Origin of the sequence: Devosia rhizoryzae (assembly GCF_016698665.1) — a bacterium.
Classification (GTDB): domain Bacteria; phylum Pseudomonadota; class Alphaproteobacteria; order Rhizobiales; family Devosiaceae; genus Devosia; species Devosia rhizoryzae.
This window is the reverse complement of the sequence record NZ_CP068046.1, coordinates 1,765,284-1,781,719: the sequence shown is the minus strand read 5'-3', so window position 1 is coordinate 1,781,719 and position 16,436 is coordinate 1,765,284. Positions and strand designations below refer to the sequence as shown.

General features: G+C 62.0%; 18 protein-coding genes. 9 read left to right on the top strand and 9 right to left on the bottom strand.

Annotation, left to right across the window (positions count from 1 at the left end):
* Positions 1-50: 50 nt before the first annotated feature.
* Positions 51-1,052, top strand: coding sequence for a tRNA dihydrouridine(20/20a) synthase DusA (dusA, locus tag JI748_RS08850; protein WP_201629679.1), 1,002 nt, complete (start codon positions 51-53; stop codon positions 1,050-1,052).
* Here the strand turns inward: dusA and JI748_RS08845 are convergent.
* Together JI748_RS08845 and JI748_RS08840 are read right to left on the bottom strand one after the other, a co-directional pair.
* Complete coding sequence (locus tag JI748_RS08845) at positions 1,049-1,735, bottom strand: retropepsin-like aspartic protease family protein (protein WP_201629677.1); 687 nt, start codon at positions 1,733-1,735, stop codon at positions 1,049-1,051. The genes dusA and JI748_RS08845 overlap by 4 nt on opposite strands.
* Before the next feature lie 63 nt (positions 1,736-1,798).
* Positions 1,799-2,578: an adenosylcobinamide-GDP ribazoletransferase gene (locus JI748_RS08840; protein WP_210338802.1), complete on the bottom strand. Its 780-nt coding sequence runs from the start codon at positions 2,576-2,578 to the stop codon at positions 1,799-1,801.
* Positions 2,579-2,645: 67 nt separating this feature from the next.
* Between JI748_RS08840 and cobT the strand changes: the two genes are divergently transcribed.
* Entirely contained in the window at positions 2,646-3,668 is a 1,023-nt protein-coding gene (gene cobT / locus JI748_RS08835) for a nicotinate-nucleotide--dimethylbenzimidazole phosphoribosyltransferase (RefSeq protein ID WP_201629673.1), read from the top strand.
* Positions 3,669-3,829: 161 nt separating this feature from the next.
* On the opposite strand, the gene JI748_RS08830 is transcribed toward cobT, so the two are convergent.
* Both JI748_RS08830 and JI748_RS08825 read right to left on the bottom strand, forming a co-directional pair.
* The gene (locus JI748_RS08830; RefSeq protein WP_201629669.1) at positions 3,830-4,450 is read right to left on the bottom strand and encodes a DUF6683 family protein; all 621 of its coding nucleotides are present in this window, start codon (positions 4,448-4,450) and stop codon (positions 3,830-3,832) included.
* Between the two features lie 9 nt (positions 4,451-4,459).
* Complete coding sequence (locus JI748_RS08825; RefSeq protein WP_201629667.1) at positions 4,460-5,986, bottom strand: sensor histidine kinase; 1,527 nt, start codon at positions 5,984-5,986, stop codon at positions 4,460-4,462.
* A 240-nt stretch (positions 5,987-6,226) separates the two neighbouring features.
* Here JI748_RS08825 and JI748_RS08820 point away from each other — a divergent pair, with 240 nt between their 5' ends.
* Positions 6,227-6,706 carry an Lrp/AsnC family transcriptional regulator gene (locus JI748_RS08820; protein WP_201637168.1) on the top strand — a complete coding sequence of 160 codons (480 nt, stop codon included), beginning with the start codon at positions 6,227-6,229 and terminating at the stop codon, positions 6,704-6,706.
* 4 nt (positions 6,707-6,710) lie between these two features.
* The gene (locus tag JI748_RS08815; protein WP_201629665.1) at positions 6,711-7,115 is read left to right on the top strand and encodes a VOC family protein; all 405 of its coding nucleotides are present in this window, start codon (positions 6,711-6,713) and stop codon (positions 7,113-7,115) included.
* 4 nt (positions 7,116-7,119) lie between these two features.
* Here JI748_RS08815 and JI748_RS08810 read toward each other — a convergent pair whose 3' ends face one another.
* The 4 genes from JI748_RS08810 to JI748_RS08795 form a co-directional block, all read right to left on the bottom strand.
* Positions 7,120-7,530, bottom strand: coding sequence for a DUF2442 domain-containing protein (locus tag JI748_RS08810; protein ID WP_201629663.1), 411 nt, complete (start codon positions 7,528-7,530; stop codon positions 7,120-7,122).
* Between the two features lie 31 nt (positions 7,531-7,561).
* Positions 7,562-7,750 carry a DUF4160 domain-containing protein gene (locus JI748_RS08805; RefSeq protein WP_201629662.1) on the bottom strand — a complete coding sequence of 63 codons (189 nt, stop codon included), beginning with the start codon at positions 7,748-7,750 and terminating at the stop codon, positions 7,562-7,564.
* Between the two features lie 30 nt (positions 7,751-7,780).
* The gene (moaA, locus tag JI748_RS08800; RefSeq protein WP_201629660.1) at positions 7,781-8,779 is read right to left on the bottom strand and encodes a GTP 3',8-cyclase MoaA; all 999 of its coding nucleotides are present in this window, start codon (positions 8,777-8,779) and stop codon (positions 7,781-7,783) included.
* Between the two features lie 85 nt (positions 8,780-8,864).
* On the bottom strand, positions 8,865-9,458 hold the full coding sequence (locus JI748_RS08795; protein WP_233280470.1) for a L,D-transpeptidase: 594 nt from the start codon (positions 9,456-9,458) through the stop codon (positions 8,865-8,867).
* Positions 9,459-9,700: 242 nt separating this feature from the next.
* Between JI748_RS08795 and rpiA the strand changes: the two genes are divergently transcribed.
* The 5 genes from rpiA to JI748_RS08770 all read left to right on the top strand — a co-directional run bounded on the left by rpiA (position 9,701) and on the right by JI748_RS08770 (position 15,881).
* Positions 9,701-10,399 (top strand): ribose-5-phosphate isomerase RpiA, encoded by a 699-nt coding sequence (gene rpiA / locus JI748_RS08790; protein WP_201629659.1) that lies wholly within the window; start codon positions 9,701-9,703, stop codon positions 10,397-10,399.
* 15 nt (positions 10,400-10,414) lie between these two features.
* Complete coding sequence (locus JI748_RS08785) at positions 10,415-10,936, top strand: DUF2059 domain-containing protein (RefSeq protein WP_210338801.1); 522 nt, start codon at positions 10,415-10,417, stop codon at positions 10,934-10,936.
* Between the two features lie 105 nt (positions 10,937-11,041).
* Positions 11,042-12,415, top strand: coding sequence for a glutathione-disulfide reductase (gene gor, locus JI748_RS08780; RefSeq protein WP_201629655.1), 1,374 nt, complete (start codon positions 11,042-11,044; stop codon positions 12,413-12,415).
* A gap of 79 nt (positions 12,416-12,494) precedes the next feature.
* Entirely contained in the window at positions 12,495-13,871 is a 1,377-nt protein-coding gene (locus tag JI748_RS08775) for a class II 3-deoxy-7-phosphoheptulonate synthase (RefSeq protein WP_201629653.1), read from the top strand.
* A 99-nt stretch (positions 13,872-13,970) separates the two neighbouring features.
* Positions 13,971-15,881, top strand: coding sequence for a PAS domain-containing protein (locus JI748_RS08770; protein WP_201629651.1), 1,911 nt, complete (start codon positions 13,971-13,973; stop codon positions 15,879-15,881).
* Here the strand turns inward: JI748_RS08770 and JI748_RS08765 are convergent.
* Complete coding sequence (locus JI748_RS08765) at positions 15,878-16,372, bottom strand: response regulator (protein ID WP_267911614.1); 495 nt, start codon at positions 16,370-16,372, stop codon at positions 15,878-15,880. The genes JI748_RS08770 and JI748_RS08765 overlap by 4 nt on opposite strands.
* Between the last annotated feature and the right edge of the window lie 64 nt (positions 16,373-16,436).

Genomic DNA, 16,436 nt, shown 5'->3' with positions numbered 1-16,436 from the left:
AAAACTGCATAGCGCCAGCGTATGCAACCTGTGGTGCATTAGAAATTGTGATGCAAAAACAAGACCTTGCTAGAGCGAGGCGCTTTTCTGTGGCGCCTATGATCGACTGGACCGACCGGCATTGCCGGACGCTGCATCGGCTGCTGACGCGCAATGCACTGTTGTTCACCGAGATGATCGTCACCGGCGCAATTGTGCACGGCGATGCCGAGCGGCACCTGCAATTTGGTGAGCATGAGGGGCTGGTGGCGCTGCAACTTGGCGGGTCGGACCCTGGCGATCTGGCGCAGGCCATCCGCATCGCCGAGCCTTTCGGCTATGCCGAATACAACCTCAATGTCGGCTGCCCTTCGGACCGGGTGCAATCGGGCAAGTTTGGTGCCTGCCTCATGGCGGAGCCCGACCTGGTCGCCGACTGCGTGCGCGCCATGCGCGAAGCGACGGACCGGCCGGTGACGGTCAAGTGCCGTATCGGCATCGATGATCAGGATATCGAGGAAAGCCTAGACCGCTTCGCCGATAAGATTGTTGAGGCAGGCGTGGATGCCGTTTATGTGCATGCGCGCAAGGCGTGGCTCCAGGGGCTGAGCCCCAAGGAAAATCGCACCATCCCGCCCCTCGACTATCCGCGCGTCTATCGCCTGCGCGACCGCTTGCAGCCGCTGCCGATGGCGATCAACGGTGGCATCGAGACGCTGGAGCAGGCGGAAGCGCATCTCGAGAATATGAACGGCGTGATGCTGGGGCGTGCCGCCTATCACAATCCCATGCTGCTGGGCGATGTGGATGCGCGCATTTTCGGCGATGTGCATCCGGTGCCTGATCTCGAAGCCATCATGGAAGCCATGGCTCGCTACGCCGAAACAGAGCTCAGCGCAGGCCGGGCCCGGCTCAACAATATCGCGCGGCACATGCTGGGGCTAGCCAATGGCCGGCCGGGAGCCAAGCAGTTCCGGCAGATCCTGAGCATGGATGCCGCCAAGCGCAACGCTGGGCCCGAAGTGCTGATGCGGGCGCTTTCGGTGGTGGAGCCTATGGCAGAGGCCGTCTAGTCCACCAGTTCCAGCGAATTCTGCGTAACGCTGTAGCGGCTGAGGGTTTCAAGGAAAGTCATGCCGAGTAGGCTGGTTTCCAGCGCCCCGACATTGGCGACGAAGGCTGTAATATTGCGGCGCTCGATGCCGCCGACGATGATGGCATCGAGCCGTACCCGCGCCGCCATGCCTTGGCCGTTGGCGGTGGAGACCGGCACAGAGTAGCGCAGATTGGCGGTATCGATCCCAGCCGCCTGCGCATCGGCCACCGTCAGCACCACGGCGCTGGCGCCGGTGTCGAACACCATAGGCGTCGTGTGGCCGTTGATCGTGGCCTTGACTTCGAAATGTCCGCCCATGCCCCGGCGGAAGGTTGCGGTGCCGCCTTCGGTATCGACCAGGGCAACCCCGGGCTGGAACTCGCCAGCGACGCGCCCAGCGATTCCCGTCAGTTCATCGCGATAGGCGTAGCCGACCATGACCACGGCGAAGAGACCCGCCCAAAGAAAAATGCCGCCCATAAGTTCACGCAAGCGGTGAGTGCGCGTGAAAAGGCCACCGGCGAAGATGATGAGGATGATAAGAAGCGGCACCAGCTGCGCGGTTTGCGTCTGGGTAAGGCCGACGAGGCTTCCCGCATCGGCGCTGATCATGACGACGATGCCAGCCGCGACCAAGAGGGCAATGCCGATAAAGATCATGCTCGAATTCTCCTCTCGGCCGACCCTTCCGATAAAGGGAGTGGCGGCGGCGATTTCAAGGCGTCAGACAAAGATCAACAAGACGGTGAGCACGGTGATCTCACCCAAGGCGGCAGCGGCGCCGATCAGATCGCCCGTCTGCCCGCCCACCAGACGATGACAAAGCCGACCCCAGGACCATACCACAAGAGCGAGTACGGGCAGGGCTATCAGGACGCCAAGCGTCGGGGCCCCGAGAAAAACCAGCAATGCTGCCAGGGCTGCACCTACAATAAACTGGCGCCGGGGCAGGGCGCCAACCGTCGCGGCTGCTCCTTCGGGACGCGCCAGCGGCAGGTCGACCGCCAGCCAAAGCGATGCAGATCGCCCGGCCACATTGGCGGACAGCCAGACCAGGCCGGCAAGGAGCGGATCGATCGCAATGATGCTCCCAAGCGCCGAGACCCGAAGCAGCAGAAAGAGGCAGAGCGCCGCAACCCCATAACTGCCATGGCGGCTGTCCTTGAGGATCTCCAGCCGGCGCAAGCGCGTGTGGCCGCCAAAGAGCCCGTCCGCCGCGTCGGCCAAAGCGTCCTCCATCATGGCGCCGCCGATCACCACCATGGCGGCCACCGACAGCGTTGCCGCAGAATAGGCTGGCAAGCCCAACGCTGCCCCGCCGACCAGAACCGCAACCGGGCTGATCCCCATGATCACCGCCGCAAGGGGCAGGACCACGGCGATGCGGCCAAGCTCGGGCCGCTCGTGCGGTCCGCCGCCGGTGGGCAGGCGTGAAAAGAACCGCAGCGCCATCACCAGGTTGTCACGAAACCTCAGGGCGAGGCTTTTGGCATTTGGCGTCAATTGCAATCGGCTCCGGAATGGGCAACAAGGCGGCGCCCCGACCTCTCCTAGCATGCTGGAGCCAGCCATGCCCGCTCTCAACCCCGCCTTTGCCGATATTATCGAGCTGCTGATCGCGGTGCCCGATGGCGACGACAAGGCGGTGGAGGCCGTGCGCCAGCGCGACAGCCAACTGACCAAACCGCCGGGATCGCTGGGAAAGCTCGAAGAGCTGGTGGAGTTCCTCGCCCGCTGGCAGCACCGCGCCAAGCCGCGGCTCGGCAACCCGATGGTCACGATCTTTGCCGGCAATCATGGCGTGACCGATCAGGGCGTTTCCGCCTTTCCGCGCGAGGTCACGGCGCAGATGGTGGCCAATTTCACCAATGGCGGCGCCGCGATTTCACAAATCTGCGCCCTGCACGAGATCAACCTTCGGGTGTTCGAGCTGGCGCTCGAACTGCCCACCGGCGATATCACGCATGAGCCGGCGCTCGACGATGGCATGTGTGCCGCGACCATCGCCTATGGCATGGAAGCAGTGGCCGGAAAGCCCGACCTTATCTGCCTGGGCGAAATGGGCATCGGCAACACCACCATCGCAGCCGCGATCTATGCTGCCCTTTATGGTGGCACCGGCGCCGATTGGGTCGGCCGCGGTACCGGCATCGATAATGCGGGCCTCGCCCGGAAGGCTGATGCGGTTGATCGGGCTCTTGCGCTACACCGCGCAGAGCTTGACAATCCGCTGGCCATTCTTGCCCGCCTCGGTGGCCGCGAGATCGCCGCCATGCTGGGCGCCATCGTTGCGGCGCGGCACCAGAAGGTGCCCGTGATCATCGATGGCTATGTGGCGACGGCTGCTGCGGCCATCGCCCATGCCGTCAATCCCGCTGCCATCAACCACTGCCTCTTCGCCCATGTCTCGGCCGAAGGGCGCCATGCGCTGGTGCTCGAGAAAATGGGGCAGGTGGGCCTGCTTGATCTGGGCATGCGCCTTGGGGAAGGCAGCGGCGCTGCCCTGGCGGCGGTGATGGCCAAGACCGCGCTCCACCTCCATGACAACATGGCGACCTTTGAGAGCGCTGGGGTGAGCGGGACCGACGAGTAGTCGCTCTATTCCTCTCCCCATCCGGAGAGCTGGCTCGGTGCAGCCGAGACGGTGACGGGGGGATTACCCACAGCGCTTAGACGCCGTGGATCACTCCCCTCATCCGGCGCTACGCGCCACCTTCTCCCCGAGGGGGAGAAGAATAAATCCGGCACCATCTGCTACCGCGTCGACGCCGGGGTCTTCGGCTGAAACCCCTCTGGCCCCGGCACCAGCCCAAGGAGATCTACCCCCATCTCTTCACGGAAAGTCAGCACCGCTGCAGCGGACAGCTGATTGAGGGCCGCGATGTCCTTGCGCTCTACCGCAGCGTTGAGCGCGGCATGCTGCACCAGGAACTGGAGGATGTAGCCCTCCGCCATTTCTTGCCGCTGCTGGTCCGTCAAGGTTGCGAACGCAGCGTCGCTGGCAAAGGCCTGCTCCAGCTGGCGCCGGATCGGAGCATTGTCGATCTTGATCCCATAGGCCGCATTGGCGGTGATCCAGCTCAGCACCCAAAAGGAGGTCAGCGCATCGGCGACGTTGCCGGTGGTGAGGCCGTCTCGCGCGACCAGCTCCTGCCACCGGTCAAGCGGCGATTTTTCGGCAAAGGAGGCAGCGAGGCTGTCGCGCAAGGCGGCGCTTTGAGACCACCTGATCTCCGTCAGGAACGCCCGCTGAACCCTTGCCGAGACGCTGGGCGAAACACGATAGCTGGTGTCGAAAGCCGGCGCCTCCTGGGCGGAGGGGCTGGCGATGGCGAGCAGCAGTGCGAAAAGGGCAGGGGCGACCAGACGCTTCATGGCGGCAAGCTAACCGGTAGCCGAGTAGATTTCCAGCCGGTTGCGCTTTTCGACGACCGGAGCCAGGGCGTCCATGACGCGGGCGCGTGGGAAGGTGGCGATCACTTCGGTGCCGAAGCGCAGCTTGGAGAAAAGATCGAACCGGCCCTGGTGGAGGTCCATGATCTTCTGAACGATGGGCAGGCCCAGGCCTGCGCCCTGCTCCGCGGTTTTCTGCGCCAATGAACCCTGGCCAAAGGAGGAGAGCACGGTCTCGATTTCGTTTTCGGGAATGCCCGGACCATTGTCCTTGACCGAAATCAGCTGTCCGCCATCGCCGCTGCGTTGCACCACGAGGACGATGCGGCCCTGTTGCGGCGTGAACTTGATCGCGTTGGAAAGAAGATTCAGCACGACCTGGCGGATGGCGCGCTCGTCGCCCCAGAGTTTTGGCAGATTGTCGCCGACGCTGAACACCAGCTCGATACCCTTGGACTTGGCGCGCAGCTCCATCATGCGCTTGCAATCTGCGGCGATGTCGACCAGCGACACGGCTTCTTCGTTGAGCTCGTACTTACCGGCCTCGATGCGGCTGAGGTCGAGCAGCTCGTTGATGAGGTTGAGAAGGTGCTGGCCGCTGGAATGGATGTCGCCGGCATATTCCTTGTATTGCGGCACGTTGTGGGAGCCGAGGAGCTCCGATTTTAGCACTTCGGAAAAGCCGATAATGGCGTTGAGCGGGGTGCGAAGCTCGTGGCTCATCGTGGCGAGGAACTGCGACTTGGCGATATTGGCCTGTTCGGCATGCCGGCGCGCCTCGTCCGACATGTTGCGCGCTTCTTCGAGTTCGGAGATCAGCGTGTCCTTTTCGGACTGGTGCGAGATGGTTTCGAGCTCGGACGTGTGCAGCTGACGGGCGAGGAAAACGAAGAACACTTCGCCGCAGATGGTGACCGCGGCCAGGGTGAAATTTAGCGTGCCGCCTTGCGCGAGGAGCGCGATGGAGACGGTGAGGGTCACCGGCATCGTGCTCATCAGCGTTGCCGGCGGCAGCGTGTGGGTGGCGACGGCGTTGCTCGCCACGCCCACCAGCGCCATAGCGAACATCACCGGCGTCAGACCGCCCGAGTTCACGAAGAAGGTGAAGAATGCCAGGAGCGACAAGGCGATGCCGCCAAGCGCTTCGGCGGCGACGAAATTGGTGGTCCAGCGGCCCGCATTGAACTTGGAAGGATCGCTGCGCTTGAAGCGCTGGGCGGTGAGGACGACGATCAGGAGGCTGGCAATGACGAGCCCGGCCCAAAGCGCCGCAATGGTCAGCGGTACCCAAAAGCTCGCAACGATGGCGAGAATGCCCACGATCGCCGCCATCGGCAGCGCGGCATTGATGCGCGAAGCGGCATAGTCGTTGATGAGTTCGAAATCGAAATCGGCACGCGTGCCTGAACTCGAGGTCAGGCGCTGGCGGGCTTCGACAACGGTCTTCTGTGCGGTGCGTTTGCCGTCGCCGGCGGCACGCGCACGGACCTCGGCATCGGTAGCCGGCAGGGACGCCATGGGACTCATACTCGTTACTAAATCAGTGCGAAAGAAACGCATTCGCGACGCTATGGATTGGACCTTAGGGGAGCGTGGTTAACACCCGGTTTCGTCCCGCGGGCGAATTTCCCACCTGTCCACCTCAAAATGCCCAAGCAATTTTATTGCGCCGGATTGGCTGATATGGCACTCATCCTGCCGCAGGCGCGGGGCATAAGCAGTCTGCACGCAATCTGATTTCAGGGGGAACACGTGGCATTGGACAAGATCGACCGCAAAATCCTGTCGCTTCTGCAAAAAGATGCGACCATGCCGGTGGCCGAAATCGGCCGCAAGGTGGGGCTTTCCACCACGCCCTGCTGGCGCCGGATCCAGAAGATGGAAGAGGATGGGGTGATCCAGCGCCGTGTCGCGGTGCTCGATCCGGCCAAGGTCAATGTGGGCGTGACCGTCTTCGTCTCGGTCAAGACCAACGAGCACAACGAAGCCTGGATGCGCAAATTTTCCGGCGTGATCGACGAGTTCCCAGAGGTTGTCGAATTCTACCGCATGAGCGGCGACGTCGATTACCTGATGCGCGTCGTGGTGCCAGATATTCACGCCTATGACACATTCTACAAGCGGCTGATCAGCAAGATCAATCTGACCGATGTGAGCTCGGCCTTCGCCATGGGGCAGATCAAGTACACGACGGCGCTGCCGCTCGATTTTGCCATCGTCGTCGACGACGACAAGTAAGCCCATGCTGCTCGGCTTTGAACATGTCGGCACGACATCCGGCGATATGGAGCGCTCGATCGCCTTCTACTGTGGCCTTCTGGGGCTGAGGCTCGCTTTTCGGAAAAGCGTCGATGCGGGCGAGCTAGCCTTCCTCGACGCGGGCGGCGGGATGCTCGAAATCGTGGCGCCGAAAGCCGGGGCAGGGCGCTTCAGAGATGTGCCCCTGTCGGAAGCTGGTTTGCGGCACCTCACCTTTGCCTTCACCGATGTCGACGCCATGGTGGCCAAGTTGGAAGCCGCTGGGATCGAGATCGCCGAACGCCCCCGCGATGCCTACAACCCCGAAATGATCCGCCGCGTCGCCTTCGTGCGCGATCCCGACGGCGTGCTGGTGGAACTGATCGAGCGAGCGCCGGGGCGGGGGTGAGGCTCTAGGAGGACTTGCGGGGGCGACCGCCGCGCTGACCGTTCCGGCGCGCTGCCTCCATTTTCGCCAGGGAGCGTGATTGTCCCCCTTTACGTGCCGCACTCATGAAAGCGGCCGTGCCGAATACGCCCTGCAATAGGTCGGCAATTGTAAAATCGACATCCAGGTTCGGCCAATGCAAACCGGTCTCGCCGGCGAGTTCAACCTGTTCAAGGTCTTCTCTCTTGGCGTCGGCCAGATTTTGCAAGCGTGCCGCGGGGATCAGAAACGCAGCCCCGTTATCGAATTCCAGAATAAAGCGCCTAGAGCCGGCGTCATAACGCACCGACAGAGGCAAGGGCGCGAGCGAGCGTTCCACAGCGCCTTGCTGCAGCGCCGCCTCATAGTCTGCCTCGTCGACGAGCATGTCATCCATGGATACTCTCCCAACGTCTCAGAAACTCACCCTAACGAGCGGCGACAATCACTAGAGCGCGCGACACATCGCGTCTGCTCATACTTCTGACCGACAATATCTTAAGTGTCGCAATGTCGATTTTGACCTCGCCATCCCCGTAGACATGAAGATGTGCCGGCTCGTGGTCGTTAAGATAGATGACGTAGCGAAGGCCACCTTCGCGCAACACGGTCACCATCTGATAACCCAAGCGGTTGGGTTTATCAACCTAACCCCCGGTCACGCTCATGTGGCGGGCGACGGCGGGTTCGCTGCGGGTGCGGTCGAGGACGAAGTCGTGGCCCTTGGGCTTGATGATCATGGCGTGGTCGAGCGCTGCATCAAGGCCCTGGGCGCCGCCCTCGCGCCAGGCGTCGCGCAGGTTCACCTGATCGTCCTGGCCAAGGCAGAGGTAGAGCTGCCCGGTCGCTGTGAGGCGGACGCGGTTGCAGCTCTCGCAGAAATTGTGGCTCATCGGGGTGATGAAGCCGAGCGTCCCGCCGGTTTCGGCAACATGGACATAGCGCGCAGGGCCACCTGTGCGCTTGTCGAGCTTGGTCAGCGTATAACGACGCGACAGGCGTTCATGCAGTTCGCGCAGGGGCAGGTAGGTGTCAACGCGATCGAGGCCGACTTCGCCCAGCGGCATGCCTTCAATCAGGGTGAGGCCCATGCCCCGGCCATGGGCCCAGGCCATCATCGGCTCGATTTCGTCGTCGTTGACGCCGCGCATCGCCACCATGTTGATCTTGATCTTGAGGCCCGCAGCCTGCGCCGCCTCGACACCCTCCAGCACCTGGTCGAGCCTGCCGCGGCGGGTGATCTCGGCGAAACGGACGGGATCAAGCGTGTCGATCGACACATTAAGCCGCCGCACTCCTGAAGCGAACAGCCCTTCGGCGTACTTGGCGAGCTGGCTGCCATTGGTGGTGAGGGTCAGCTCGTCCAACCCGTTGCCGATGCGCCCGCCAAGACTGCGCACCAGGTCCATGATGTCCCGGCGCACCAGCGGCTCGCCGCCGGTTAGCCGAATCTTGGTGGTGCCCCGCGCGATAAAGGCGCCGGCGATGGCTTCCACTTCCTCAAAGCTCAGCACATCCTTTTTGGGAAGGAAGGTCATGTCTTCGGCCATGCAGTAAACGCAGCGGAAGTCGCAGCGGTCTGTCACCGAAATCCGAAGATAGGAGATCTGGCGGCCAAAGCTATCGATGAGCGGACGGGCAGTCATGGGGATATGCTAGCGCAAGTTGGGCGCAGCGGAAATGAAAAAGGCCGCCCTGTTGGCGGCCTTGATGCAAACATTGGTGTCGGACCTAGTGGTTGACGATGATCTTGGCGCCAACGGCAACGCGCTCGTAAAGATCGGTGATATCTTCATTGGTGAGGCGGATGCAACCCGACGATACGGCCTGGCCGATCGACCAAGGCTCCGACGTGCCATGGACGCGGTAAAGTGTCGAGCCGATATACAGGGCGCGGGCGCCGAGCGGATTGTCTGGGCCGCCGGGCATATAGGCCGGAAGATCGGGAACGCGCTTGCGCATCGCGGCGGGAGGCGTCCAGCCGGGCCACTCGGCCTTGCGGGAGATGCGGTTTGTGCCGGACCATGTGAAGCCCTCGCGGCCCACGCCGATACCATACTTGAGCGCCTTGCCGTCTTCGAGCACGAGATAAAGGCGGCGTTCGCCGGTCTCGATCACGATCGTGCCCGGCTTCTGGTTGGTTTCGTAGTCGACGATCGTCTTTTCGATTGGGCTGCCGCCGCGGCCGGAAGCGGCCGTTGCTTCGATGTCCTCGAACTGGTTGGTCGACGGATTGTACCAGCGCGCCGCAGCAGCTGGCGCGATCACGCTTGCCGACAGCACGATGGACATGCCAATCGCCAGAGCAACTTTGAGAATATTCATTCCACTTGGCCTCAGGGAAACGCGCTGGCTCGATTCGATGCCGCGACAATTAACGCTACTTACTTCGACTGGTGAAAACACGGAAGATCAGACGCCACGTTTCCGCCATGACTGCCCCATCATCGCCTTATTGTGTTGCTGCGCGGTTACAGTGGATGTTTACCAAATGCTGACTGCGCACTCCTTCGAGCTTGACAGGATGATCGCGCTACCGCCATGCGCGGTGTCTCTCGGAGGGGAAGATGAGCGAAGCACTTAAACGGCAAGCCGCAGCCATGGCGCTGAACGAGGTGCGGTCCGGCATGCGCCTGGGACTGGGCACCGGCTCGACTGCCCGCCACTTCGTCGACCTTCTTAGCGATAAGGTTGCCGCCGGGCTCGACGTCATCTGTGTGCCCACATCTGAAGTCACGGCCCAACAGGCACGGGAGCTCAATATTCCCTTGTCGGATCTGGAAACCCTGGATCGGTTGGACCTCACGGTTGACGGAGCCGACGAGATCGACCCGGAATTGAACCTTATCAAAGGCGCTGGCGGGGCGCTTCTGCGCGAAAAGATCGTGGCGGCGGCTTCAAACGCCATGATCGTCATTGCCGATGGCTCCAAACTCGTTGAAGCGCTGGGCCAGTTCCCGCTGCCCATCGAGGTGAACCGCTTCGGCCTTGGTGCCACGCGTCACCTTGTAGAGCAAACCATGCGCCGCCATGGCGGCACTGGCGGGATCAAGCTGCGGGGCGAAGCGGCCGGCGCGCCATACCAGACCGATGGCGGGCACCTGATCCTTGACGCATTTTTTGGCCGCATTTCAGCGCCAGAAGCGCTCTCCATTGACCTTCTGAACATTCCGGGAGTTGTCCAGCACGGGCTCTTCCTGCATATGTGCAGCAAGGCCTTTGTGGCGACGCCCGATGGCGTGAAAACACTGCAACGAAATTTCTGATCTGGGACGGAAAAGATGGCATTGAACGGGACGGTAATGCGCGGTGCCAAGGCGCTGCTCTGCGCGGTGATGGCTGCTGGTGTATTCACCTTTGCTGCTCCCGCTTATGCGCAGGAAGTGGCGCCCGAGCAGCTGGCGCTCGCCCGCAAATATGTGGACCTGACCGACAACGGCGCCATCTTCGAAACCACTGTCGTCGAGACCGGCGTTGCCACCTTGCAGCAGATCACCTCGCTCAACCCTGAACTGGGCGAACAGACGACTGCAGTGATCGACGAGGTCATCAAGGAATATAGCGGGCGCAAGGGCGAGTTGCTTGACCAGTTCGCGCGCCTTTATGCCATGCGCTTCAACATGGAAGAGCTCAACCAGATCGTGGCCTTCTATGAATCCCCCACGGGTCAGAAGCTTGCCAATGCCAACAACGAACTCAACCAGGATCTGAGCCGCGTATTGCAGGTCTATACTAACAATCTGCGCTCCGAATTTTTTGCAAAGGTTCGCGCCGGTCTGCGAGCCCAGGGCGTCGAACTCTAAGCGACAGCCAGTCGAGACATGACCCCGCCCGGTGCGGGGTCTTTTTTTATGCGGGCAGTGACACTACATTCATCGGTACTTGACGATGAAACGGGGGCGACACAGATGAGCTTCGACTATGATCTCGTGGTCATTGGCGCCGGGTCGGGCGGCGTACGCGCTGCGCGCATGGCGGCGACCTATGGTGCCAAGGTCGCAATCATCGAAGAGTTCCGCGTTGGCGGCACCTGCGTCATCCGCGGTTGCGTGCCCAAGAAGCTCTATGTCTATGCCGCTCGCTACAAGGACCATTTCGAGATTGCCGAAAGCTTCGGCTGGCAGGTCGATGCCAGCTTCGACTGGCCGACGCTTGTCGCCGCCAAGGAGAAGGAAATCTCCCGGCTCGAGCACGCCTATGTCACCAATCTTGAAAAGCCTGGCGCCGAAGTCATTCGCGACCGCGCGGTGGTCACCGGTCCCAACAGCGTCCGGCTGATCAATGCCGATCGCGAACTCACGGCCAAGATCATCCTCGTCGCCACCGGCGCGCATCCGTTCATTCCGGATGTTCCCGGCAAGGAACTGGCGATCACCTCCAACGAGGCCTTTGACCTGCCGGCCTTGCCCCACTCGATTCTGATTGAGGGCGGCGGCTATATCGCGGTAGAATTCGCGACGATCTTTGCCGGCCTCGGCGTTCACGTGACCCTGGTGTATCGCGGCACCTGTATCCTGCGCGAATTCGACATGGACATGCGCATCGGGCTTGAGGCCGGCCTCACCGAACGCGGTGTTCGCATCATCTATCAGACCCGGATCGAGCGCCTCGCCAAGACCGGTGACGACATCACTGCAACCTTCAGTGACGGCGTTTCGGCCCCGTTTGGCGCCGTCATGTTTGCAACAGGCCGCCGGCCGAATACCGGGGGCCTCGGTCTTGAAGAGGCAGGCGTTAAGCTCAACGACAACGGTGCCATCGAAGTCGACCGCTATTCGCAAAGCTCCGTTCCCTCGATCTATGCGGTTGGTGATGTCACCGGTCGTGTCCAGCTCACCCCGGTCGCTATTCGCGAAGGTCAGTACTTTGCCGAGTCGGTGTTCAACAACAATCCGCAGGCTGTAGACCTCTCCCAGATCCCGACTGCCGTATTCTCGGAGCCGGAAATCGGCGTCATCGGCCTCACCGAGACCGAGGCGGCAACGCATGGCGACATCGATGTCTACTTAGCCCGCTTCCGGCCGATGCAGAACACGCTGTCCGATCGCACCGAGCGCATGATCATCAAGCTGATCACCGAAAAGGACGGCGGCAAGGTGCTGGGCGTTCACATCCAGGGTCCGAGCGCCGCCGAGATGATCCAGATGGTTGCCATTGCCGTCGGCATGGGCGCCAACAAGGCCGATCTCGACCGCACCATCGCGCTCCACCCATCGGCTGCCGAGGAGCTCGTGACCTTCAAAGCACCGACCTATGTCTACCGCAATGGTGAGAAGGCATAGCCCTTTGTCCCTTGGCAGGGGGGCGGCGGCTTGCTAGATCGCCCGGCAGCCGAGTGAACCGGCACAAGCGAGATCAAAGATGACCACCTGGACCCCGAGCTCCTGGCGCAACAAGCCGATCAAGCAGGTTCCTGCCTATCCCGACACGGCGGCTCTTGAGAGCGCCGAGCGGCAGTTGGCGACCTTCCCGCCGCTGGTCTTTGCCGGCGAAGCCCGTGATCTCAAGTCGCGCCTGGCCGCCGTCTCACGCGGTGAGGCATTCCTCTTGCAGGGCGGCGACTGCGCTGAAAGCTTTGCCGAGCATGGCGCCGACCATATCCGCGATTTCTTCCGCGTCTTTTTGCAGATGGCGGTGGTCTTGACCCATGGGGCGTCCAAGCCCGTGGTCAAGGTTGGGCGCGTTGCCGGCCAGTTCGCCAAGCCGCGCTCGGCCGATACCGAGGTGATCGACGGCGTCGAGCTGCCCAGCTATCGCGGCGACATCATCAATGCCATCGAGTTCACCGAAGGCGCCCGTGTCCCCGATCCCGATCGCATGCTGCAGGCCTATCGCCAGTCGGCAGCGACGCTCAACCTCCTGCGCGCATTTTCGACCGGCGGCTATGCCGAGCTGACCCGCATCCACGAATGGACCATGGGCTTTATGAAGGGGTCCAATTGGGAGACCCGGTTCGAGGAAGTGGCGCGCAAGATCGACGACGCCATCACCTTCATGTCGGCCCTCGGCATCAATCCGGACAACACCTCGGCCCTGCGCCAGACGAGCTTCTACACCAGCCACGAAGCGCTGCTGCTCGGTTATGAAGAAGCGCTGACCCGCCGCGACTCGATCACCAACAACTGGTACGCGACCTCCGGGCACATGCTCTGGATCGGCGATCGCACGCGCAACCCGGACGAGGCGCATGTCGAGTACTTTGCCGGCATCCACAACCCGATCGGCATCAAGTGCGGCCCGAGCCTTGCCAGTGACGACCTGTTGCGCCTGCTGGACCGGCTGAACCCGACCGATGAGGCCGGCCGCATCACGCTGATTTCCCGCTTCGGCGCCGACAAGGTGCACGAGCACCTGCCGCGCCTGATCGAGACCGTGCAGAAGGCCGGTCGAACCGTCGTCTGGTGCTGCGACCCGATGCATGGCAACACCATCAAGGCCTCGACGGGCTACAAGACGCGGCCGTTCGACAGGGTGCTGTCGGAGGTCAAGAACTTCTTTGACGTCCACCGCGACATGGGCACCTATGCCGGTGGCGTTCATATCGAAATGACCGGCGACGATGTCACCGAATGCGTCGGTGGCGTGTCGGCTGTCACCGAAACGACGCTTTCAGACCGCTACAACACTTATTGCGATCCGCGCCTAAATGCCAGCCAGGCGCTGGAACTGGCCTTCCTCGTCGCCGAGGAAGTGCACGCGCAAAAGCCTGTGCGCGAACACCGGATGGCGGGTGAATAATGCGCGCGACTTGAGGCATTCTAGGGCTCGGCCCGACAGTGCCACTGCGGTCTAAGAGCCGTTCAGAGTAGGGTTTTGGAGGCGGTACCCGACTAGATAATGCCGAAAACCCTTTTTCCCCAAGCCACTGCCGAAGAGGGCGCACGTTTCGAACTTGATCCCACGATCAAGCTTTTCAATGAATTTGATTGGTCCAAGACCGAGCTCGGCCCACTCTCCGGTTGGTCCAGCAGCGTCATCAGTGCCGTCCGCAATATGATGGTGGCGACAACGCCCACGGTGATGCTGATCGGACCGCATGGCATCCTTCTCTACAATACCGGCTACGCGGTATTTGCCGGACCCAAGCACCCGCAGATCTTCGGCCAACCCGCCGTCGAGGCCTGGCCGGAAGTCGCCGATTTTAATCGCGAAAATATCGAGCGCGGGTTGAGGGGCGAAGGCAAGAGCATGCTGGGCCAGGAGCTCAGGCTCAATCGCCATGGCAGCCTCGAAACGGTCTGGCTCGATCTTCACTATAGCCCGGTGCTCGATGAGGCCGGCAGCCCGGTGGGCACGATCTGCGTTGTTATCGACGTGACGGTGCGTGTCATGGCGGAGCAGGCTCTCGCCCGCAGCGAAGAGCGCCTTTCGATGGCGGTGTCGGGCACCAATCTGGTGGGCACCTGGGACTGGGACGTGCTCAACAATCGCGTCACCAGCGATGCCAGCTTCGCCGAACTCTACGGCATCGATCCGGATCAGGCTGTCCGCGGACTGCCGATCGAAGAATTCTTCAAAGGTATCCACCCCGACGATGTCGAGCGTGTCAATCGTGAGATCCAGACAGTTCTTGCGGACGGATCGCCCTTCCATTCAGAATATCGGATTGTCACCGAGGCTGGGGTGGTCTGGGTGCTGGCTTCCGGCCGCCCGCGGCTGAACGCCCAGAGCAAGGCGGTTCGCTTTCCCGGCGTTTCGGTCAACATCACCGAGCAGAAGCAGGTCTCGGAGGCGCTATCCGCCAGCGAGTTGCGGTTCCGAACGCTGGCCGACACCATGCCGCAGATGGTGTGGTCGACACTCCCGGACGGCTATCACGACTACTACAACGCGCGCTGGTACGAGTTCACCGGCGTGCCGGAAGGCACGACCGACGGCAAGGGCTGGAACAACGTGTTCCATCCTGATGACCAGGAGCGGGCATGGTCCGTGTGGCGCGAGTCGCTGGAAACCGGCAAACCCTACCAGATCGAATACCGGCTGCGGCACCATAGCGGCCAATATCGCTGGACGCTCGGACGAGCCCTGCCGATCCGGGATGCGCAGGGCCGCATTTTGCGCTGGATCGGCACCTGCACCGACATTCATGAGTCACGGCAAGCCGCCAACGAACGCGAGCTTGTGGCCCAGGAGCTGAGCCATCGCATCAAGAACATCTTTGCGGTTCTGACCGGCATCATCAGCCTGTCGGCGCGCAATCATCCCGAGGCCAGGTCTTTTGCCGATCAGCTGCGGCAGCGGGTGTTCGCACTGGGCGAAGCGCATGATTTCGTGCGGCCGCACAGCCATTTGTCCGGGTCGCGGGACGGGCAGGGGATGTTGTCGGCGCTGGTCGATCGCCTGATGCGGGCGTATGGTCAGGAAGATGAGCAGCGTGTGGTCTTTGCCGGCGACGACATTGCCATCGACGATGCGACGGCAACGCCGCTGGCGCTCTTGTTTCATGAACTGGCGACCAATGCCGCAAAGTATGGCGCGCTGTCGAGCGACGACGGCATGGTTGTGATCACCGGCGCCGAGGGCGACGACGACTACCGATTGACATGGCGTGAGAGGGGCGGCCCGTCTGTCACGCAGCCGGCCAAGCTCTCAGGCTTTGGCACACGCTTGGTGCAGATGTCGGTTGAGGGTCAGATGCGGGGCAAGGTCGAACGACACTGGCTGCCCGAGGGATTGGTGGTCGAGGTGACCATGCCAAAAGATGCACTCAGCCGCTCTTCGCGGCTACGATCGCTGCCGGAAGTCTAGCTGGCAAGGCCGGCATTGCCGGAGAAAGTGAAAAGCTTGAGCTTCTTGGGAGGCTTGGCTTCTTCCGCCACGTGACGGGCGACGGCAAAATTCAGCACATCGCGCAGGTCGCGTTCGGTTGCCGGCTTGGGCAGGACCCCGACCGTGCCCGGCACGCCATCGCCAAGTTGGGTCGGGTTGGCGGTCATGAACACAACCGTCACGCCATGCGTCTGCGCCAGGATCTTGCCGATGGTTGCCCCGGTTGGGCCGTCGCGCAGGTTGAGATCCACCAGTGCGATATCGGTATTCTGCGCCTTCGCCAATGCCGACTTCTGATCCGCCGCTATGCCAACAGGGTCATGGCCCATGTCGGTCACGACATACTCGATTTCGGTTGCGACGATTATCTCGTCTTCGACGATCAGAATTCGGTACATGAGGAGGGCATAACTTCGGAAACAATAACAGAGTACGCGGAACTCAACCTGCCGACGTTGGTTGCAGAAAATTCTCGCGCTAGCACGCTTGTGAACAGTTTATGACGGGAACGGTTACCAAAGCTGCAAGCCCAGG